Origin of the sequence: Proteus hauseri, from assembly GCF_004116975.1 — a bacterium.
Lineage (GTDB): Bacteria > Pseudomonadota > Gammaproteobacteria > Enterobacterales > Enterobacteriaceae > Proteus > Proteus hauseri.
In genome coordinates this window covers 823,796-844,022 of record NZ_CP026364.1, presented here as the reverse complement: position 1 = coordinate 844,022, position 20,227 = coordinate 823,796, and the positions used below count along the sequence as shown (strand labels likewise).

Genomic DNA, 20,227 nt, shown 5'->3' with positions numbered 1-20,227 from the left:
ACAAAGCCATAAGAGGTGATTATGCACACAACAATGATGCCGGCTCTGTTTATTGGACATGGTAGCCCAATGAATGTATTAGAAAATAATACATATACTCGCCTCTGGACGCAGTTAGGAGAGACGCTTCCTCAGCCTAAAGCGATTTTGGTGATTTCAGCACATTGGTATACCGAAGGGACTTATGTGACGGCGATGTCTCAGCCAAAAACAATTCATGATTTTTATGGGTTTCCACCCGCACTCTATGAAATAGAGTATCCTGCAAAAGGTTCGATCAGTTTGGCTGCATTAATTGAAGATCTGATTGATCCTATTAAATTAAAGCTCGATATGGATCAATGGGGATTGGATCATGGCAGTTGGGGAATACTCGAAAAAATGTATCCTAATGCTAATATTCCTGTGGTGCAACTAAGCATAGATGCTCATCAATCTGCGAAATGGCATTATGAGTTAGGGCAAAAACTCACTGAATTGCGTAAAGAAGGTGTGTTAATTATTGGTAGTGGGAATATCGTTCATAACTTAAGAATGATGGATTGGCAAAACAGCGATGCAATGCCTTACCCGTGGGCATTGGCTTTTAGTGATACGATAAAAAGCAGCTTAGAAAGCGACACAATGCAAGAACGTTTATTTACGATATTATCGACTGAAGAAGGGCGGTTATCACACCCAACAGCAGAACATTTTCTACCTGCGTTGTATATTTTAGGTTTAAGGCAACCCAGTGAAAAAGTAACGCTATTGAATAATGATATCGTCAATAAATCATTAAGTATGATGACATTTCAAATTGGATAAATTCATCAAATAAACTTGTTGAAGAGCAGAAAGAGGCTAAATTCACTTTGTGGGATTTAGCCTTTTTATACTTAATTATAATGGTTTTGTATCAATCCAAAATAATATGTGGATAGAAACGAGAGAGATCTTGCGTAATCAGTTCTCTATCTTCTCTGATACAAATACCAGCAGATTGATCATTTACCAGCCAGCTACCAATTAAGGTGTAGCTATCGCCAAATTGTGGCAATGGATGGAAGTCTTGAACAATAAAGCCTTCTTCACCATAAGGGCCATCTGCAACCGCAATATCTTTACCATGATCAACGATACGAATATTTGCACCTTCGCGCGAAAACAGCGGTTTAATCACATAGCGAGATAATGATCCTGGCGCTTTACCATTATAAAAATAAGCAGGTAGCAGATTTGGGTGATTAGGGAACATTTCCCAAAGCATTGGCAATAAGGCTTTATTAGAGATAATGCTTTTCCAAGAAGGCTCTAACCAACGAATACCCGCATCAGCGAGTTTGGTTGAAAAGTCTTCGCGAAACATAAATTCCCACGGATAAAGCTTAAACATATTACTAATGATTTGATCTTGAGTATCTGTTAATTCACCACGCTCACCCAAGCCAATATCTTCAATAAAAACAAAATCTGTTGCTACTTGTGCTTCTACCGCACAATCTTGTAGATATTGTACTGTACCGCGATCTTCTTCAGTATCTTGACAACATGCCATGTGCAAATAGCGCATACCATATTGATCACGTAATTGTGCAAAGCGGTCAATTATCTTTTCTTGAATGCTATTAAATTGATCAGCATTTTGCGGTAAACGACCTGCATTAACTTGGTCTTCAAGCCAAATCCATTGAAAAAAGGCAGATTCATACAGTGAAGTTGGTGTATCTGCGTTATTTTCTAATAGTTTAGCGGGGCTTTTACCATCGTATGCTAAATCAAGGCGTGAATAGAGTGAAGGTTGTGACGTCTTCCATGAGTCACGTACAAAATCCCAGCAGTGGCGGGGTATTTGAAAACGAGTTAGCAGCTCTTCACTGTTTGCAACTTTATCGGCCACTTGCAAACACATTTGGTGCAGTTCTTCGGTTGTCTCTTCTAGCTCTTCAACTTCTTGCATTGAGAATTGATAATAAGCATCTTCAGACCAGTAGGGTTCACCATACATAGTATGAAAATTGAAGCCAAACTCCGTGGCTTTCTCGCGCCAGTCAGGGCGCTCAATAATTAATTCGCGTTTCATGGTTATTAGCCACCTGAACGATAGGAGGATGAACCCGTAGAGCTGCGGTTATTATTGGTTGCCGCTTGTCTCGAAACTGTATTGCCGAAACCACCACGAGTCACAGTAGAGGTTGTTGAAGGTTTTGGCGTCATTGCGGTTTTTGGTACATCCATTTGGCGACCACCGACAGCTGGGCCATAATTACGGCCGGTTGCATCAACAAATTTACCATTAGCAGGGCTTGTTGGGTTACGTGAGCTAAAGAGTGGTTGTGAAGCGCCACCGCCCATCATTCGACCCATCATATAACCTGCCATTAATGGCATAAAGAAGCTGCCACCTGAGTTAGCCTGTGCCATTTGAGTGTTATCTGGATTGAGATTATTGGCATTTTCAGTACTAACAGGTTGACCGTCAATTGATGCAGTTTGTGTACACTGTGCGTCACCGAATTCTGCTACACAGTCTTCAAGCGTCGCATATTTAGGCGCAGTACGCTGAGCTTCTTGTAATGCTGTGCGATAAGAGTCTTCACACTGGGCAGCTTGTGACGGATTAGCTTGCGCACATTCTTGTGCATTCATATACAGTGAAACTGTTTCATCACTCTCTTCACATCCAGAAAGAGCGAACACAGCTGTGATTGCGATAGCGACGGGCGCAAGGCGATAAGGACGAAATGCTTTACGAAAAGCATCACGATTAATCGATTTGGTACGTTTCATTGGCATATTGGTAAGATCCATTAAAAGTAAAACGTTCAAAATAAAAGCTAGGATAGGTTAAATAGTTTATAAAATAAATAAGAAACACCTTATCACAAGGGATAACAGAAAAATTGTGATCTTTATAAGGTTGAGACAGAAGAAATCAGCAGAGTTCTCTATTTTCAAAACTATTATCGTTAATTTTTTTAGAGGTTTAGTTTAATACAAATGGAAAAATACTATCGTAAAACATGAAAAGTACTATCGTAAAAATTAAAGTAAAAAACCGCTTATCAGCATATAACTGAAAGCGGTTTGTTATTTTTAACCCATTAAAAGGGCGTTAACTTAAGGCGCCGGATTAATTGTAGGGCTAGTTAAGTTGCGAATAATATTATCCGGCGAAGTTGAAACTTCTTGACCCAATGCATTATTTAATTGGATTAAATCACTCTCGTTTAGCGTACCGCGAGCATACTGAATATTTAATTGGTTAATTAAATAATCATAACGAGCGCTTGATAGTTTTTGTTTTGCATCGTAAAGCGTAGTTGTTGCATTCAGTACATCAACAATAGTACGAGTACCTACTTGATAGCCTGCTTCAGTCGCATCTAATGAGCTTTGCGCCGAAACAACAACTTGTTGATAAGCTTTAATACTACTGATTGATGCAGAAATATTGTTGTAAGAAGAACGCGCAATTTGCACGATAGTGCGGTAAACAGATTCTAATTGTTCACTTGCACTGGTAAAGCCATATTGAGCTTGTTCAACTTGTGAACTTGTTCTGCCACCAGTGTATAACGGAATGCTTAAAGACAAACCTATACTGTTTTGTCCAGTGTAGCTATTACGGCTACTTTGGCTTGCTGGTGGTAATCCACTGCCGTGGCTGTGGTCATTAGAAACGCCAGTAGAGGCATTTAAATCAACCGTTGGTAAGTGACCTGATTGCGCTAAACGAATATTCTCGCGCGCTAAATCTTGGCCTAAACGAGCGCTTAATAAGCTTAAGTTACGTTCTTCTGCATCTTTTAGCAGTTTTTCAATTGAATCAGGTGGTGTGGTTGAAAAACGACTAATGTTTAGTGATGCAAGATTGATATAGTAAATACCACTGACTTGGCGCAGTTTTTCTAATGCATTATCTAATTCGTTACGACCAGCAACTTCTTGTGCCAGTACGCTATCGTAGTTTGCACGCGCATTTTGGACGTCAGTAATTGCAACTAAACCTACGTTAAAGCGTTGAGTTGTTTGATCTAATTGGCGATAAACTTGTTCTTTTTGTGCTTCAATAAATGATAAAGAATCTATTGCACGTAGCACATTAAAATACGCCGTTGCGGTATCTAAAATCAGCTGTTGTTGGCTAGTTTGATAAGTAACATCGCTTATACCCGCTGTTTTTTCTTGCAGATTAAGTTGACGCCATAAAGACATATTAAACACTGTCTGAGTGAGCGTTAAATTAGCACCGAGAGAGTTTGACTCGGTATTGTTATTATCGCGATAGCCACTTTTATAACCTACAGAAGCGCCTAATCCCAATTGTGGTAATAATGGGCTACGCGCTTCATTAATTTTCTCAAAAGCTTGATTGCGTTCAGCTAATGACTTACGTAACTCAGGGTTACTGTCCTTTGCTTTTTGATAAACTTGAAGCAGATCCTCAGCCTGACTTGCAGTGCTGAATCCTGCCAAACTCATCGCGACCAAAAGAGAAAGCAGTTTTTTCATTTTAATTCCTTGTTGCAACAGTTTCGCTGAGTTGCCTCTGTTAATCTTTAATTGGGATAATTCTAGCAGATTGTTTCCCTAACTAGGGGTAGCCATTTGTGCCATATCCTTTTATTTTAGATTAACCTTACATGATTTTTCGGTAAATTTCTTTAAATCTGTATTAAACGTAAGCAATAAAAAGAGTCTTAAAGATAACTTAAGGAATATTGTATGAAGAAAAAGGAAAATATACCATTTTTATACTCTCGTGATGATGTGAAACTTTTAAGTAAACGAGATTTATATAAAGGTTTTTTTCGACTAACTGAATATCGCTTTAAACATCGCCTTTTTGAAGGGGGGTGGAGTGAAGAGGTTAAACGAGAAGTGTTTGAACGTGGTCATGCTGGGGTATTACTGCCTTATGATCCACAACGTGACGAAGTTGTATTAATTGAACAAATTCGTATTCCTGCTTATGAAACTAGCGAAACCCCGTGGTTATTAGAAGTGATTGCGGGCATGGTAGAAAAAGGCGAAAGCCCAGAAGATGTTGTAAGGCGAGAAGCTCAAGAAGAAGCAGGTGTTGATGTTGCGCGCTGTGAACCTATTATTAGTTATCTTTCCAGTCCTGGCGGTACAAGCGAAAGAATGCATGTGTATGTGGGCGAAGTTGATGCTACAACCGCGAAAGGTATACATGGATTAGCCTGTGAAAATGAAGATATTCGGGTTCATGTCGTGAGCAGAGAACAAGCGTATCAGTGGGTAGAAGATGGAACTATTGATAATGCAGCATCCGTTATTGCGCTTCAGTGGTTACAACTTCACCATGTTGTGTTAAGAAAACGCTGGGCTGAATGCTGATTTATTAATAAGTGGAGTTATGTGTTTCAGCATGTATTCCAAAAGGTGTATTAAAATTGACAATTATCGTTAAGTGTACGATATAAAATGAATTAAATGATAAAATGAAGTGCAAAAAGAATGATTGAGAGCGAGAATATTTCTCAGTAATCTTTTGAAATGTGTAGTGGTTGGCAGATTTTTAATACAAAAACGCGTTAAAATACAGCTATTGAAAGTGAAACAAGGAAACCTTTTGGAAAGCCAGCTTGAATTGTCGGTGATGCAGAAAAACACCGTAAGAATCTTACAAATTACAGATACCCACCTCTTTGCTAATGTGGAAGATACACTGCTGGGCATTAATACCTATCGCAGTTATCACGCGGTATTAAACGCGATTAGAGAGCAAGGATTAGAGGTTGATCTGATTGTCGCTACAGGTGATTTAGTTCAAGACCAAACCTTTGAAGCTTATGAGCATTTTGCGCAGGGCATTGCAACCTTAACACCACCTTGTGTTTGGTTGCCGGGTAATCATGACTATCAACCAGCGATGATTGACGCTTTAAATCAAGCGGGTATTTTGTCGGCAAAACAAGTGGTTATAGGCGAAAATTGGCAAGTGTTGTTGTTAGACAGCCAAATCCAAGGTGTTCCTCATGGTGAACTATCAGATTGTCAACTAGATTGGCTAACTCGTTGTCTTGAAAGTAATAAGCAAAGAGATACGATTATTTTATTGCATCATCATCCAATGGCATCCGGTTGTACCTGGTTAGACCAACATAGCTTAAGAAATTCTCAGGCGCTTTCTGATCGCTTAAAAGGGCATTCTCAAGTGAAAATGATGCTTTGTGGTCATATTCATCAGGAAATGGATGAAATGTGGAATGGTATTCGTTTATTGGCAACGCCTTCAACATGCATTCAATTTCGCCCTCATTGCACTAATTTCACGTTAGATACAGTATCTCCGGGCTGGCGCTATCTCGAATTATCTCTTTCACCTGATGAAAAAGGAAAAATAGAAACTCAAGTTTATCGTCTGAAGGGGACTGAATTTTGCCCCGATCTTGATGCAGATGGCTATTAAGTTATGCCTCGTATTTTGTATTTGCACGGATTCAATAGCTCACCTAAATCCGCTAAAGCGCAAGCATTTCGCCATTGGCTAACGATAACTCATCCTAAAATTGAATTATTGATCCCCCAACTCCCCCCTTATCCTCAAGAAGCGGCTGAGTTGATCGAGACATTAGTAAAAGAAAATGCTGATGATAAGTTAGGATTAGTGGGGTCATCATTAGGTGGATATCTTTCTATTTGGTTATCTCAACGGTTTCATTTACCCGCTGTTGTTGTTAATCCAGCCATTCGTCCTTTTGATTTACTGCAAAATTTTCTTGGTGATAACGAAAATCCATACACAAATCAAAAATATAGATTAGAGCCTTATCATATGGATGAATTGCTCGCATTACGTATCCCCTCGATTACCTCACCTGAACTTATTTGGTTGCTTCAACAAACTGGAGATGAAATACTTGATTATCGTCAAGCGGTTTCATATCTTGGCGCATGTCGGCAAACCATAGAATCGGAAGGAAACCACGCCTTTGTTGGTTTTGAGCGTTTTTTTCCACAAATTATTCAGTTTTTAAAGATAATTTAGCCTTTCGGTCGATTAACCTGTAAAAGATAGGTTGATGCATCTATCCGAAAATTAATATCATATTGCCGCTAACACCTGTTATTATAAACAGTATTTTCAAACAGCGAACCGCAGATTAATACAATGACTCAATCAAGTTATAATGCAAAGGATATTGAGGTTCTAAATGGTCTAGAGCCAGTACGCCGCCGTCCTGGTATGTACACGGATACAACTAGACCGAACCACTTGGCACAGGAAGTGATAGACAATAGCGTGGACGAGGCGCTTGCGGGACACGCAACGAAGGTCGATGTCATTTTATATGGCGACCAATCTATCGAGGTTATTGATAACGGGCGAGGAATGCCTGTCGATATCCATCCAGAATTAAAGGTTTCTGCTATTGAGCTGATCCTAGCTCACCTTCATGCCGGAGGAAAATTTTCTAATAAAAACTATCAATTTTCTGGCGGGCTACATGGGGTAGGGATATCCGTTGTTAACGCATTATCTAAACGCATAGAAGTTACAGTTCGTCGAGATGGCAAAATATATCAAATCGCTTTTGAGAATGGCGATAAAGTTGAAGAACTTCATGAAATAGGCACTTGTGCTAAACGTGATACGGGAACTAGCGTTCACTTTTGGCCTGATGTGTCTTATTTTGATATTCCTCGTTTTTCTACTAAAAGTTTAGCCCATGTCTTAAAAGCTAAAGCGGTACTTTGCCCTGGCGTTAGTGTTTCTTTTGTCGATAAAGTTAACAATACGCAAGAAAACTGGTGCTATGCCGATGGACTAACTGATTATTTATGTGAAGCTGTCGCCGAATTTATTCGTCTACCCGAAGAGCCTTTTACTGGAAAATTTGAAGGTGATAACGAAGCTGTTGAGTGGTCAATGCTTTGGCTACCAGAAGGTGGGGATTTACTCACAGAGAGCTATGTTAACTTAATTCCCACAGTGCAAGGTGGGACTCATGTTAATGGTTTGCGCCAAGGTGTGTTGGATGCAATGCGTGAATTTTGTGAGTTTCGTAACTTGCTACCAAGAGGCGTTAAATTAACAGCAGATGACACATGGGAACGTTGTGCTTATGTCTTATCTGTAAAAATGCAAGATCCTCAATTCGCAGGCCAAACGAAAGAACGTTTATCTTCACGCCAAACTAGTGCATTTGTCGCCAATGCTGTAAAGAATGCATTTATTTTATGGCTTAACCAAAATGTTCAAGTTGGTGAATTGCTGGCGGAGATGGCAATTAGTAGTGCGCAGCGTCGTATGCGTGCATCGAAAAAAGTAGTCAGGAAAAAATTAACGTCAGGTCCCGCGTTACCAGGCAAATTGGCAGATTGTACTTCTCAAGATCTTCGTTATACCGAACTGTTTTTAGTCGAAGGGGATTCTGCTGGTGGCTCGGCCAAGCAAGCGCGTGATCGTGAACATCAGGCGATTATGCCGTTGCGCGGTAAGATCCTAAATACGTGGGAGGTCTCTTCTGATGAAGTTTTAGCATCACAAGAGGTTCACGATATTTCAGTTGCTATTGGTATGGATCCTGATAGCGATGACTTAAGCCAATTACGCTACGGTAAAGTGTGCATCCTTGCGGATGCGGACTCAGATGGCTTACATATTGCCACACTGTTATGTGCTCTATTTGTTCGACACTTCCCAGCATTGGTGAAACAAGGACATGTTTATATGGCAATGCCTCCTCTTTATCGTATTGATTTGGGTAAAGAAGTTCATTATGCCCTTGATGAATCAGAGAAAAATGCCATTTTACAGCGCCTTAGTCGTAAAAAAGGAAAGCCAAACGTACAGCGTTTTAAAGGATTGGGTGAAATGAATCCAATTCAGTTACGTGAAACAACACTCGATCCTAATACGCGCCGTTTGGTGCAACTGGTTATTGATGAAGAAAATTATCAAGAAACACTTGGTATGATGGATATGTTGTTGGCGAAAAAACGCTCTGAAGATCGTCGCAATTGGCTGCAAGAAAAAGGCGATGAAGTTGACATCGAAGTGTAAATGGATACCACAAGAGTCTGAGGAAAATATTGAATGAGTGAATTGACTCATGATGGTGTAGAGCGCCAAGCGCTCCACTTGTTTACGGAAAATGCCTATCTCAATTACTCCATGTACGTCATTATGGATCGTGCATTGCCTTTTATTGGTGATGGGTTAAAGCCTGTTCAGCGTCGTATTATTTATGCAATGTCTGAATTGGGTTTAAGCAACAATGCAAAATTTAAAAAATCAGCGCGTACTGTGGGGGATGTGTTAGGTAAATATCATCCTCATGGTGATAGTGCTTGTTATGAAGCTATGGTGCTAATGGCTCAACCTTTTTCTTATCGTTATCCATTAATTGATGGACAAGGAAACTGGGGAGCTCCAGATGATCCAAAATCATTTGCGGCAATGCGATATACTGAGTCTCGGCTATCCAAATATTCACAAACATTATTAAGTGAATTAGGTCACGGCACCGTTGATTGGATCCCTAACTTTGATGGCACGATGCAAGAGCCAAAAATGTTACCAGCTCGCCTACCTAATATTGTACTAAATGGTACAACAGGCATAGCAGTTGGGATGGCAACGGATATTCCGCCACATAATACGCGTGAAATAGGACAAGCATTAGTAATGCTATTGGATAATCCAGATGCAGGATTATCTGACGTTATGCAATATGTTCAAGGGCCTGATTATCCAACTGAAGCTGAAATTATTACTGCTCCTGACGACATTAAGAAAATTTATAAAACTGGTCGTGGTTCAGTAAGAATGAGGGCAGTTTGGCAGAAAGAAGACGGCTGTGCGGTGATTACAGCGTTGCCTCATCAAGTTTCTGGCGCAAAAGTACTTGAACAAATTGCAGCATTAATGCGAGCCAAAAAACTACCTTTAGTTGAAGATTTACGCGATGAATCTGATCATGAAAATCCAACAAGACTAGTTATTGTTCCTCGCAGTAATCGTGTCGATTTAGAGCAGGTGATGTTCTATCTGTTTGTTAATACTGATTTGGAAAGAAGTTATCGCGTTAACCTTAATATGATTGGGTTAGATAACCGTCCAGCAGTAAAAGGCTTGCTCACTATTTTAAACGAATGGTTGGTTTATCGTCGCCAAACAGTAACAAACCGCTTAAATCATCGCTTAGAAAAAGTGCTACGCAGATTAGAAATTCTCAAAGGCTTATTAGTTGCTTATCTAAATATTGATGAAGTGATTGAAATTATTCGTCATGAAGATGAGCCAAAAGCAGAGCTAATGCGTCGTTTTGAGCTTTCAGATATACAAGCAGAAGCTATTTTAGAATTGCGTTTACGCCACTTAGCCAAACTTGAAGAGATGAAACTGAGAGGCGAGAGCGACGAGCTTGAAAAAGAAAGAGAAAGTATTGAAAAATTACTTGGCTCACCGCGTCGTTTAAGTACCTTATTGAAAAAAGAGATAGAAGCTGACGTAAAAGAGTTTGGTGATGACAGACGTTCACCGATTCGCCCTCAAGAAGAAGCGAAAGTGGTTAATGAACAGGATATGTTGCCATCAGAGCCTATTACTATCGTATTGTCTGAAATGGGCTGGGTTCGTAATGCAAAGGGACATGATATAGATCCTAGTGCGATGAGTTATCGTGCTGGCGACAACTATCATAGTGCTGTACGTGGCATGAGCAATCAGCCAGTGCTTTTTCTTGATTCAACAGGACGAAGTTATACATTAAGCCCAATGGATATGCCATCGGGGCGTAGTCAGGGCGAACCTTTAACCAGCAAACTGACATTCCCACCTGATGCAAGCGTAAAATATATGCTGGCAGGCAGTGCGGGGCAAGAATATTTACTGGCGACAAAAGAAGGCTATGGCTCGGTTCTCTCTTATGAAGAGATGGAAACGAAAAATAAAACAGGTAAAGGTTTATTAACTGTTTCTGAAGATACTGAATTATTAGAACCGTTCTTAGTTGATGCTCAAAAGAAAAACGATCAACATTGGTTAATTATCATCACAGATAAAACCCGTATTTTAGCCATTTCAGCAGAACAACTGAATGAAATGAATAAAAAAGGGCGTGGCACTCGCTTAGTTAGTTTAGGCAAAGAGCAGGGTGATGTTATTGAGCAAATAATTTTAGCACCGAAAAATGAAGCATTAATTTTTACGATTGATGGTCAACATGAAGTGCTAAAAGCAGAAGAAATTAACTATTTCAGTGGTAATGCGGGGGATGAACCCATCCCACTTAAACATCTTCACCCTGAAGCAGTGACGGTGATTATGTCTGAAAATGGTCTGATCCGTTGCCAGAAAGGACATAATATTGATGCCGAATCTGTTGGCTTTAAAGCTGGCGATGGTTACTTTGATGCAATAGAGGGGATGAGTAATCAACCCGTACATTTAATTGATACAACGGGGCAAAGCTATACTGTTGATATTGATGCATTACCTTCAGGCCGAAGTAAAGGTGATACGCTGACTGATAGACTTAAAATTCAAAAAGGTGCGCAGTTACGCCATGTCATCATGGGTGAAAGTACTGATAAAGTCTTAATGGCATCAGATGCGGGATATGGTTTTATTTGTCATGTTGAAGATTTAACATCTAAAAATAGAGCTGGTAAATCATTATTAACACTCCCTGAAAATGCGCTACCATTACCACCACAACGATTGAATAATGAATCAAGTGATCTGATTATGATCATTACTCAAGGTGGCAGAATGCTTATTTTCGAAGCATCAGAATTACCAACAATGGCAAAAGGAAAAGGAAATCAAATGGTTTCTATTCCGGCTGCTCAGGCTGCAAGCGGCGAAGATAAAGTCGCTTGGTTACGTATATTGCCAGAAAATGCATCAGTCACATTGCATTTTGGTAAGCGTAAATTAACGATGTCGATGAATGAATTATTGAGCTTTAAAGCGAAACGTGGACGCCGAGGAACTTCTTTACCTCGTGGTGCACAAACAATAGATCATATTGATATCGAAACAAATTAATTACTCTATTTAAATTAATAATTAGTGGGTCATTTGACCCACTTGTATTAGGACGCTAAAACCTATGTTAGCTATTATTCGTGGCATCATTGTCATTTTGTACACCATTATTGTGGTGACGTTTGGCATGATCTACTGCATGTTTTCACCAAGAAATCCAAAACATGTTATGACTTATGGTCGTTTATTTGGCAAGTTATCGCGCGTTTTCGGTATCAAATTGGTGGAACGATTCCCCAAAAATGCGCAAAATTATGGCCCAAGTATTTATATCGGTAACCATCAAAATAATTTTGATATGGTAACTATGTCGAATGCAGTTCAGCCAAATACCGTGACAGTAGGTAAAAAGAGCTTAGTTTTTATTCCATTTTTTGGACTGCTTTATTGGATCACGGGCAATATTTTGATTGACCGCTCTAATCGTTCTAAAGCACATGGCACCATTTCTCAAGTTGCTGACCAAATCAAGTCAAAGAAAATCTCTGTTTGGATGTTCCCTGAAGGTACCCGTAGTCGTGGTCGTGGCTTATTACCTTTTAAAACAGGTGCTTTTCATGCAGCTATTCAAGCTGGGGTACCTATTATCCCTGTATGTGTCTCTACAACTCAGGGCAAAATAAAGCTAAATCGTTGGAATAATGGTTATGTTATTGTGGAGATGCTACCCCCGATAGATGTATCTAAATACAATAAAGATCAGGTACGAGAGTTGGCTGAAGACTGCCGCCAGATAATGAAAGCTAAAATTGAAGAACTCGATAAAGAAGTTGAAGAAATGAACCAACGAGATTTTGCGGGTAAATTGAATTAATAGAGATAAACTTCACTTAATTATCATAATATAAGCCTGTTTTTCAGGCTTATATTGTTTTTAATGTATGAAAATACACTATGGTATTAACTATTTTTAGGATTTATGTCACATCCGCGCTATTATGCTCCCGTAATTTCATTTAAGTCCCCTGTATTTAAACATCACAGCAGCTTTTTTTTCCTAACACAGCACTTTTTATTGCGAATTAGGAATATTTGTATTTTGTTGCGGAGAAAGTATGTCATTTAGTCGTCGCCAGTTTATTCAGGCTTCAGGCTTTGCGGTATGTCTGGGCTCAATATCTTTTACAGTTCGTGCTGAATCAGCCATTGATAAACAATTACCGATCCCTCCATTGTTAGAATCTCGCAATGGTCAGCCTCTTTTTTTAACGTTGCAAAATGTTCATTGGGCATTTAATGGCACACAAAAAGTTGAGGCTTGGGGAGTCAATGGTTCAATGCCTGGACCTACCATTAAGGTAAAAAGTGGCGATGATATAAAACTGATTTATAGCAATCGTCTTAATGAACCTGTATCGATGACGGTAAGCGGATTATTAGTTCCCGGTACTCAAATTGGTGGAGCCGCAAGACTAATGTCTCCGGGCGCTTATTGGTCTCCTGTGTTGCCTATTCGTCAAAAAGCAGCAACATGTTGGTATCATGCTAATACGCCTTTCAAAATGGCTCCTCACGTTTACAACGGCCTTATGGGAATGTGGATCATTGAAGATGATGAAAGCAAATCATTGCCATTACCTAAGCATTATGGCGTGAATGATTTTCCTATCATCATTCAAGATAAACGAATTGATAATTTTGGTGCTCCTCAGTATGACCAAGAGGCAGTATCAAATGGATTTTATGGTGATACACTCTTAGTGAACGGTCGTGAAGACCCTTATATTGAAGTTTCAAGAGGCTGGATCCGTTTGCGTTTAGTTAATGCCTCTAATGCTCGCCGTTATGAATTAAAAGCAAATGATGGACGCTCACTCTATCTTATCGCTTCTGATCAAGGTTTATTAACAGCGCCTGTTGAGTTGAAATCTATTCCTATGGCTCCCGGTGAAAGACGTGAAATCTTAGTTGATATGTCTGAGGGTAATGAAGTCACAATCACTGCGGGAGAAAACGCAGGTTTTATGGACAAGCTACGAGGTATTTTTGAGCCGTCAAATTTACTGCGTAATGCGAATATTCTCACTATTAGACCAACGGGATTAATGTCATTAATGACAGATAAAGTCCCCCAACAATTAGCAGTAGATGACACACAAATTACGTCTGCAATTCAGCCTAGAAGCATTCAATTACATGATAGTCCCCCTGGTATTAATAATGCCCGATGGGAATTATCTAGAATAGACTTAATGGGTAAGCAAAATGGTTGGGAACGTTGGATGGTCACGGTGCCTAGCCCGCAACCTTTTCATATTGAAGGGGTACGTTTTAAAGTGATTAGTCATAATGGACAAAAACCATCACCTGCTGATTTTGGTTGGAAAGACACTATATGGATTGAAAATCAAAGTGAATTATTGGTGGAATTAAAACAGCCTTCTTACGGACACTTTCCTTTTCTTTACTATAGCCAAATGTTAGAAAATGCAGATAAAGGTATGGTAGGACAAATGGAAATTACGCCTACGGAATAACACGAAAATTAATTAAAAAAAAGACAGTACTTTTAAAATAAAAGGCTGTCTTTTTTTATCAAAAAAGAGTGTTTTTTATTTATTATTTACTAAAGTTAAATAAGCTGAAAATATTTAATTTTTAGAATTGTTAATTAAATTAAGGTTATTGTTTCTTTATGTATTATCTCTTTATTTAATCTATTTAAATATTGAATCAAGGTGCTATAAATTTATTAATCGTTAATTTTTAGCGTTTGTTAAATCGTCTTTATTGATCTAATCTCGTTTCATCTATCTGTGTATTTGTGATTAACCAGTCATTCCATCTATTTTTATGGGTGATTTTTATATTTTTGCGATGTCCTTCAAGTAATTATTTCTATATAAAACAGAGAATCCCTACGCCTTTATTTTTGACTTCTAATTGATGTTATTAATTTAAATTTAACTAAGGTATTAGAATGAACAAAGAAATAGCTTTAAGTCATCATCACAATTCAAAGAAAAAAAATATAATAAATAAAAATGTATTCCAACTTTCTCTTGTTGCATCAGCACTTCTCTTTTCCGGATATTCCGTTGCTTACTCTGAAACCGGGCAACTTGGCGATAAACAAAGTTGGGAAAGTCAAGAATATCAAAAAGATTGGGGGCTTGCGGCCATGAATGCCTCTAGTGCTTACGCATTAGGCTTTCATGGGCAGGGCGCTAAAATTGGTGTAATGGATTCAGGCGCTTTATTATCTCACCAAGAACTGAGTGGCTCACGTTTTCACGCTGTAAAAGCGAAAGGCGAATATGGTACAACGGGAATGCGTTATCCTCAAGAGATGGGGGGGCATTATGAAAAAGGTCAAGCATTTGATGTAGATGGCGGTTGGATAAAAGGCGTAAATGATACACACGGAACGCACGTTACCGGAACAGTAGGTGCTAACCGTGATGGTAATGGCATGCACGGTGTTGCATGGGGCGCTGATGTTTATCTTGGTAATACTGGAGCGACAGACAGTAATAACTATGGTCCTTATCAAGACTATCAATATTTTTATACTGGCTGGAAAGCGATGGTCGATGCGGGTGCGCAGGTAATTAATAATAGCTGGGGGACTAATCCGCGTATTATTAATACTATCCCAACAAAAGGTCCTGATGGCGGTAATACCACTGTACATATGCCTGTTGATACCACAGCACAAACAGAATATGAATATTTTTATTTCAAGAAAGTTTATGGTGATAAACCTTCTTTTGTTGATGCCGCTTATGATGCTGTAAAAGGCACTAATGTAGTGCAAGTATTTACAACGGGTAATCGTGATTTTGCTCAGCCTTATTATCGTCCCCTTTATCCTTATTTTAATCCCGCAGCGGAAAAACATTGGATTGCAGTCGCTGGCCTTGAACAAACCGCAGATAAATCGGGATATCAATTAGTTAAAGTCTTCAATGAAGCCGGTAATGCGAAATGGTGGACTGTTGTTGCACCAGGTCGTGCAATTTACTCTTCAGTTGTTGATGAAGAAGGTAATGCAGGTTGGAATACGTTTAGTGGAACATCAATGGCAGCGCCACATGTTACTGGTGCTATGGGTGTTCTAATGTCACGTTATCAATCTATGGATGCGACGCAAGTACGTGATGTAATGTTTACAACGGCTAATCATCGTAATCCAGACGGAAGTTTATATGATAGCTGGACTGCGGATGAAGGAACACCAGATATTCGTTATGGCTGGGGTACACCCGATTTAGACAAAGGCATGTATGGTCCAGGCCAATTCTTAGGTCAATTTGAGTATAAACTTGATGCTGTGCCATTAGATGTATGGACAAATGATATTTCACAAGCCGCATTAGATTTACGTGAAAAAGAAGATCTCGCATGGTTAAAGGAATATCAAGATAAAGGGATCGCAGCAGGTGGCGATTATAATTTAGGGACTGATTTTGTTATTAATGACGGCAATCCAGATCCGACTTCGCATCTCGTAAGTAAAGAAGACGCTGAAAAATGGCGTAAAGAGTATTACCAAAAACGAGCTGATGCCATTCAAGCTAAAATAGATGCGGGTTTATATAACGGCTCTTTAGTGAAGAAAGGTGAAGGAACATTAGTGATGACAGGTGACAACACATATCGTGGTGGCACAACTGTTGAGCAAGGTACTTTATATGGTTTTACGGAATCATTAGGCACTGAAGCTGTTAATGTGAATGGCGGTAAATTAAGTGTTATTAATCGTTATAACGATACATTCACTCAAAAAGGCCAATTAGCTTCTAATGAAAGCCATAAAGCGAATATTAATATCAACGATAAAGGAACTTATTTAGTTACTGTTGGGCACGATGTTAATGTTGGCGATTTAGTGCTGAATAAAGGTGCTATTTTAGATGTCGGTGCTGATAATGTAGGACAATTACGTGATATTTATCTTAATGATAATGTTACAACCGGAACAGTAAATGCCGATAATTTAACGGATAATCGAGTTAAAACTAAAATATTAGCCGCTAATAATGATGTAGCGACTAACAATGATTATGCGTTATTTGATAAAAATGTTTCCGTAAAAGATAACGCAATTACAGGTACATTAAGTAAGAAAGAAAATACTTCTTTAGCGATATTTGCTAATAATGAAAATGGTCGTTCTATTGCTAATGCTTTAGATAGCAACGGCAGTGGTGAATTATTTAATGCAGTATTACCAATGAATGAAAGAGATTTAAGTAAAACCTATCAGTCATTGGGTAGTGACATGTATTTAAATGCGAATAACGCTAGTGTTGTTAACATATTAGGGTTAACAAGAACAGTGAAAGATCAGGCAATTGGTATAGGTCATGGTCGTTATGCTCAACTTGATAATAGTAATGCGCGTATTTGGATGACAGGTATTGGCCAATGGGGCAGTGCTGATTATGGTCAAAGTAATATGGATGTTGATTTTTATGCCGGCTTATTAGGTGCAGAAATTGATATTACTGAAAATACCAAAGTCGGTCTGTTCTTTGGTGCGGGTTCTACTAAATATAAAGGTAATGAACAAGGTAAAATAGAAAGTAACGATATTCATATCGGTGCTTATGGGGTATCAAATCTTTATGATGTTGCTTCTTTAAATTATGGTATTACTCATACTAATCAAGATAGAGATGCAAAAAGAACACTTTGGGTAGGGCAAAATGCAGGTTATAACTCAACCAGTTATGATGCAAAGATCACTCAAATTTTCTTAGAAGGTGCTTATACCCAATTTAATACTGATAAATACTCTATTGAACCTTATGCTGGATTTAACTGGTTACGTGTCTCAACAGATGATATTAATGAGAATGTGGGTAATATGAAGTTTACTACTCATACTGATTCACAAGATATTCAAGTGGGTACTGTTGGTTTACGTGGTGGTTATCCATTTATGGCTGGTAATGTGAATATGGCATTAAAAGGTGATATTTCTGCCAGTCATCTATTTGGTGATAATCGTCCTGAATCACGTTTATTCTTATCTGATTCTGGTAATGCTACATTACGTGGCGGTAAATTAGATAATTTATTTGGTGCAGGTTTAGGTGTTGATGCACAATTAAGTAAATCAACCACTTTTGGTATTTCTTACCAAGGCCAATATAACAGCGATATCAGTTCTAGTGGTGTAAATGCAACACTGAAAATTAATTTCTAAATTGTATTAATTAATTTAAATATTAAAGCCCTTAGTAATAAGGGCTTTTTTTTGTATGAAAATGCAGGTAAATAAAGGATTATTTTACTATTAAATAAGGAGTCATTATGAATGTAAATGTAAATGATACACGTATCCAAACTACATCAATAACATACTGCAATATAGATAAAAAAGAAAAATATAAAATAAAAAATGAAATTAATGGTATTTTAAATGGTTTTAGTAACTTTTATGTAGGGACGGAAAATAAAAGTTTTTTATCTAAAATATCTTTTTTTATAAAGAAAGTGTTTAATTTAAAGACCTATTTAACCTTTTTGTTAGATAAAGGTCAACATGCTAAGTTAAACAATTTATCTACTTTTTTTTGTGGTGGTGAAAAAATAGAATTTAAGAATTATAAATTAATAAATTCTGACTTTGTTAGTTTTAATAGGGAGTTATTAGATTCGTTCTTTTTAAGTTTAAATACTGCAATAAAAAATGATTGTCATGATTATGCCAAGAGATTAATACAAAATTATCTCTATAAAAAACCAAAAACAAAAGGAGATTTTATTGTTATGCTCAGCATCTCTTTCGATATAATTAATAATTATCAAAAAGAAAAATTTGAACAATTGAATAGGCATAGTTCAGAATGTGATAGTACGTTAAATTATATTAAATTTAACTATAAACAACATATTGATATGGCATTAAATTATGTTTGTAAAGAGATTGATGGAAAAGAATCTAATAAGTTAGGTAATTCAATAATGTATTTTGTTAATACAATGCATGATATTTACTCTATGGAAATGGAGAAGAATTTTATTATAAATATAGCTAAGTGTTTTATGGATAAAGTAATGAAATATAATGTTGGAAATTATACTAATGATAGTTTTAGAAAGTCGATAATAAATCTCTTAGTAAATAAATTAAAGAATAATGAAGGTGTTAAGGAATTTGTAGATAATATGCTTAGTTCAGGAGTTTTAGAATGTGATGACATTATTAAAGAAAAAGAAAAAACAGCAGAAGATAGATTCTTTATATCTGAATATAATCGAAAAATTAAAAATTATTTTTGTGGAAATATAATCAGTGCTGAAATGAAAAATAATATTGCAAATATTATTAGAGATGATTATGAATTTATTTTAAACCAAATGAAAAATAAGTCTAATTATCTTGAGAATGAAATAGTTTTACTAGATGTTATTGATTATTTAAAGAGTGAAAATGATTGGAATTTAAATTTATTATAAATGAGTTATACCTCTTTAATAAATCTTACTAAAGAGGTTTTTATTTAACTCAACGCGACTTTAATCCCCAAACCAATCAGTACTACACCCAGCACTTTATCAATGCTTTTTTGGATTTTATTGAGCATTTTTCTGACTGGCGCACTTTGGATTAATAGAACCAATAAAGGCCAATAGACTAAAGCTAAACCCCAAATAATAAAGGCATACCATAATTTTTCACCGATGCTGGAATCAATACTCAGTACTTGAGTGAAAACCGCAAGGAAAAAGAGCGTTGCTTTGGGATTGAGTAAGTTACATAAAAAGCCTTGCATAAAGGCTTTTTTAAAGCTGATCTGTGAATGCTTTGCTGTGTTTTCATCAATCGTATGATTAGATTTTGACAGTAAGCTTTGTAAGCCAATCCAGAGTAAGTAAGCAGCACCAGCATATTTCAACACAGAAAAAAGCCATGGTGTTGTGGTAATTAATACAGCAATACCCGCAACACAATAAGACATATGAACCAGCAAAGCCGCGACAATACCCATTGCTGTCATCATTGCCGCAGAGCGTTGATAACGCGCCGCATTTTTTACAACGAGAAAAAAGTCTGGTCCCGGAGAGATCATCCCAAGTAAAGCAATTGTAAAAACGACTAAAGAAGTTTCAAGCATAATAGCGCCTTGTATATAACAATATTATAATGATTGTATCTTATATGATTAAGTTAACACTTCGAGTATAAAGCAATTATTTATTATCGAGGAAGCATAATTTGTATCGACTCGGGTTTTAGCTTTACGTATAGTGTGAACAGTTTTTTTC

14 protein-coding genes are annotated in these 20,227 nt (G+C 37.7%); 10 read left to right on the top strand and 4 right to left on the bottom strand.

What is annotated here, in order from left to right; genetic code table 11:
• Positions 1 to 21: 21 nt before the first annotated feature.
• Positions 22 to 807 carry a 4,5-DOPA-extradiol-dioxygenase gene (ygiD, locus tag PH4a_RS03975; protein ID WP_129037923.1) on the top strand — a complete coding sequence of 262 codons (786 nt, stop codon included), beginning with the start codon at positions 22 to 24 and terminating at the stop codon, positions 805 to 807.
• Between the two features lie 91 nt (positions 808 to 898).
• On the opposite strand, the gene PH4a_RS03970 is transcribed toward ygiD, so the two are convergent.
• From PH4a_RS03970 to tolC, 3 genes are all read right to left on the bottom strand, one after another.
• Positions 899 to 2,062 (bottom strand): glutathionylspermidine synthase family protein, encoded by a 1,164-nt coding sequence (locus PH4a_RS03970; protein ID WP_129037921.1) that lies wholly within the window; start codon positions 2,060 to 2,062, stop codon positions 899 to 901.
• A gap of 5 nt (positions 2,063 to 2,067) precedes the next feature.
• A complete protein-coding gene (locus tag PH4a_RS03965; RefSeq protein ID WP_064721035.1) occupies positions 2,068 to 2,775 on the bottom strand; it encodes a DUF1190 family protein in 708 nt (235 codons plus the stop codon).
• 324 nt (positions 2,776 to 3,099) lie between these two features.
• Positions 3,100 to 4,494: an outer membrane channel protein TolC gene (gene tolC, locus PH4a_RS03960; RefSeq protein WP_064721034.1), complete on the bottom strand. Its 1,395-nt coding sequence runs from the start codon at positions 4,492 to 4,494 to the stop codon at positions 3,100 to 3,102.
• Between the two features lie 213 nt (positions 4,495 to 4,707).
• On the opposite strand from tolC, the gene nudF reads away from it, so the two are divergent.
• The 9 genes from nudF (at position 4,708) to PH4a_RS03915 (ending at position 19,417) form a co-directional block, all read left to right on the top strand.
• Positions 4,708 to 5,343 (top strand): ADP-ribose diphosphatase, encoded by a 636-nt coding sequence (nudF, locus tag PH4a_RS03955; RefSeq protein WP_129037919.1) that lies wholly within the window; start codon positions 4,708 to 4,710, stop codon positions 5,341 to 5,343.
• A 235-nt stretch (positions 5,344 to 5,578) separates the two neighbouring features.
• Entirely contained in the window at positions 5,579 to 6,418 is an 840-nt protein-coding gene (gene cpdA / locus PH4a_RS03950) for a 3',5'-cyclic-AMP phosphodiesterase (protein WP_129037917.1), read from the top strand.
• Positions 6,419 to 6,421: 3 nt separating this feature from the next.
• Positions 6,422 to 6,997: an esterase YqiA gene (yqiA, locus tag PH4a_RS03945; RefSeq protein ID WP_129037915.1), complete on the top strand. Its 576-nt coding sequence runs from the start codon at positions 6,422 to 6,424 to the stop codon at positions 6,995 to 6,997.
• Positions 6,998 to 7,120: 123 nt separating this feature from the next.
• The gene (gene parE / locus PH4a_RS03940; protein WP_129037913.1) at positions 7,121 to 9,016 is read left to right on the top strand and encodes a DNA topoisomerase IV subunit B; all 1,896 of its coding nucleotides are present in this window, start codon (positions 7,121 to 7,123) and stop codon (positions 9,014 to 9,016) included.
• 33 nt (positions 9,017 to 9,049) lie between these two features.
• Positions 9,050 to 12,007: a DNA topoisomerase IV subunit A gene (gene parC / locus PH4a_RS03935; protein ID WP_129037911.1), complete on the top strand. Its 2,958-nt coding sequence runs from the start codon at positions 9,050 to 9,052 to the stop codon at positions 12,005 to 12,007.
• A 64-nt stretch (positions 12,008 to 12,071) separates the two neighbouring features.
• A complete protein-coding gene (locus tag PH4a_RS03930) occupies positions 12,072 to 12,821 on the top strand; it encodes a 1-acylglycerol-3-phosphate O-acyltransferase (protein WP_064721026.1) in 750 nt (249 codons plus the stop codon).
• Between the two features lie 241 nt (positions 12,822 to 13,062).
• On the top strand, positions 13,063 to 14,484 hold the full coding sequence (gene ftsP / locus PH4a_RS03925) for a cell division protein FtsP (RefSeq protein ID WP_129037909.1): 1,422 nt from the start codon (positions 13,063 to 13,065) through the stop codon (positions 14,482 to 14,484).
• Between the two features lie 443 nt (positions 14,485 to 14,927).
• On the top strand, positions 14,928 to 18,161 hold the full coding sequence (gene pta, locus PH4a_RS03920; protein WP_129037907.1) for an autotransporter Pta: 3,234 nt from the start codon (positions 14,928 to 14,930) through the stop codon (positions 18,159 to 18,161).
• 107 nt (positions 18,162 to 18,268) lie between these two features.
• Positions 18,269 to 19,417 carry a hypothetical protein gene (locus PH4a_RS03915; RefSeq protein WP_129037905.1) on the top strand — a complete coding sequence of 383 codons (1,149 nt, stop codon included), beginning with the start codon at positions 18,269 to 18,271 and terminating at the stop codon, positions 19,415 to 19,417.
• 44 nt (positions 19,418 to 19,461) lie between these two features.
• Here the strand turns inward: PH4a_RS03915 and PH4a_RS03910 are convergent, their stop codons facing one another.
• Positions 19,462 to 20,076: a LysE family translocator gene (locus PH4a_RS03910; protein WP_129037903.1), complete on the bottom strand. Its 615-nt coding sequence runs from the start codon at positions 20,074 to 20,076 to the stop codon at positions 19,462 to 19,464.
• Positions 20,077 to 20,227: the final 151 nt, after the last annotated feature.

Coding starts and splice junctions, on each gene's coding strand:
- ftsP (WP_129037909.1), top strand. CDS start 13,063: ATGTCATTTAGTCGTCGCCAGTTTATTCAGGCTTCAGGCTTTGCGGTA.
- nudF (WP_129037919.1), top strand. CDS start 4,708: ATGAAGAAAAAGGAAAATATACCATTTTTATACTCTCGTGATGATGTG.
- yqiA (WP_129037915.1), top strand. CDS start 6,422: ATGCCTCGTATTTTGTATTTGCACGGATTCAATAGCTCACCTAAATCC.
- ygiD (WP_129037923.1), top strand. CDS start 22: ATGCACACAACAATGATGCCGGCTCTGTTTATTGGACATGGTAGCCCA.
- PH4a_RS03910 (WP_129037903.1), bottom strand. CDS start 20,076: ATGCTTGAAACTTCTTTAGTCGTTTTTACAATTGCTTTACTTGGGATG.
- tolC (WP_064721034.1), bottom strand. CDS start 4,494: ATGAAAAAACTGCTTTCTCTTTTGGTCGCGATGAGTTTGGCAGGATTC.
- pta (WP_129037907.1), top strand. CDS start 14,928: ATGAACAAAGAAATAGCTTTAAGTCATCATCACAATTCAAAGAAAAAA.
- PH4a_RS03970 (WP_129037921.1), bottom strand. CDS start 2,062: ATGAAACGCGAATTAATTATTGAGCGCCCTGACTGGCGCGAGAAAGCC.
- PH4a_RS03915 (WP_129037905.1), top strand. CDS start 18,269: ATGAATGTAAATGTAAATGATACACGTATCCAAACTACATCAATAACA.
- parC (WP_129037911.1), top strand. CDS start 9,050: ATGAGTGAATTGACTCATGATGGTGTAGAGCGCCAAGCGCTCCACTTG.
- parE (WP_129037913.1), top strand. CDS start 7,121: ATGACTCAATCAAGTTATAATGCAAAGGATATTGAGGTTCTAAATGGT.
- PH4a_RS03965 (WP_064721035.1), bottom strand. CDS start 2,775: ATGCCAATGAAACGTACCAAATCGATTAATCGTGATGCTTTTCGTAAA.
- PH4a_RS03930 (WP_064721026.1), top strand. CDS start 12,072: ATGTTAGCTATTATTCGTGGCATCATTGTCATTTTGTACACCATTATT.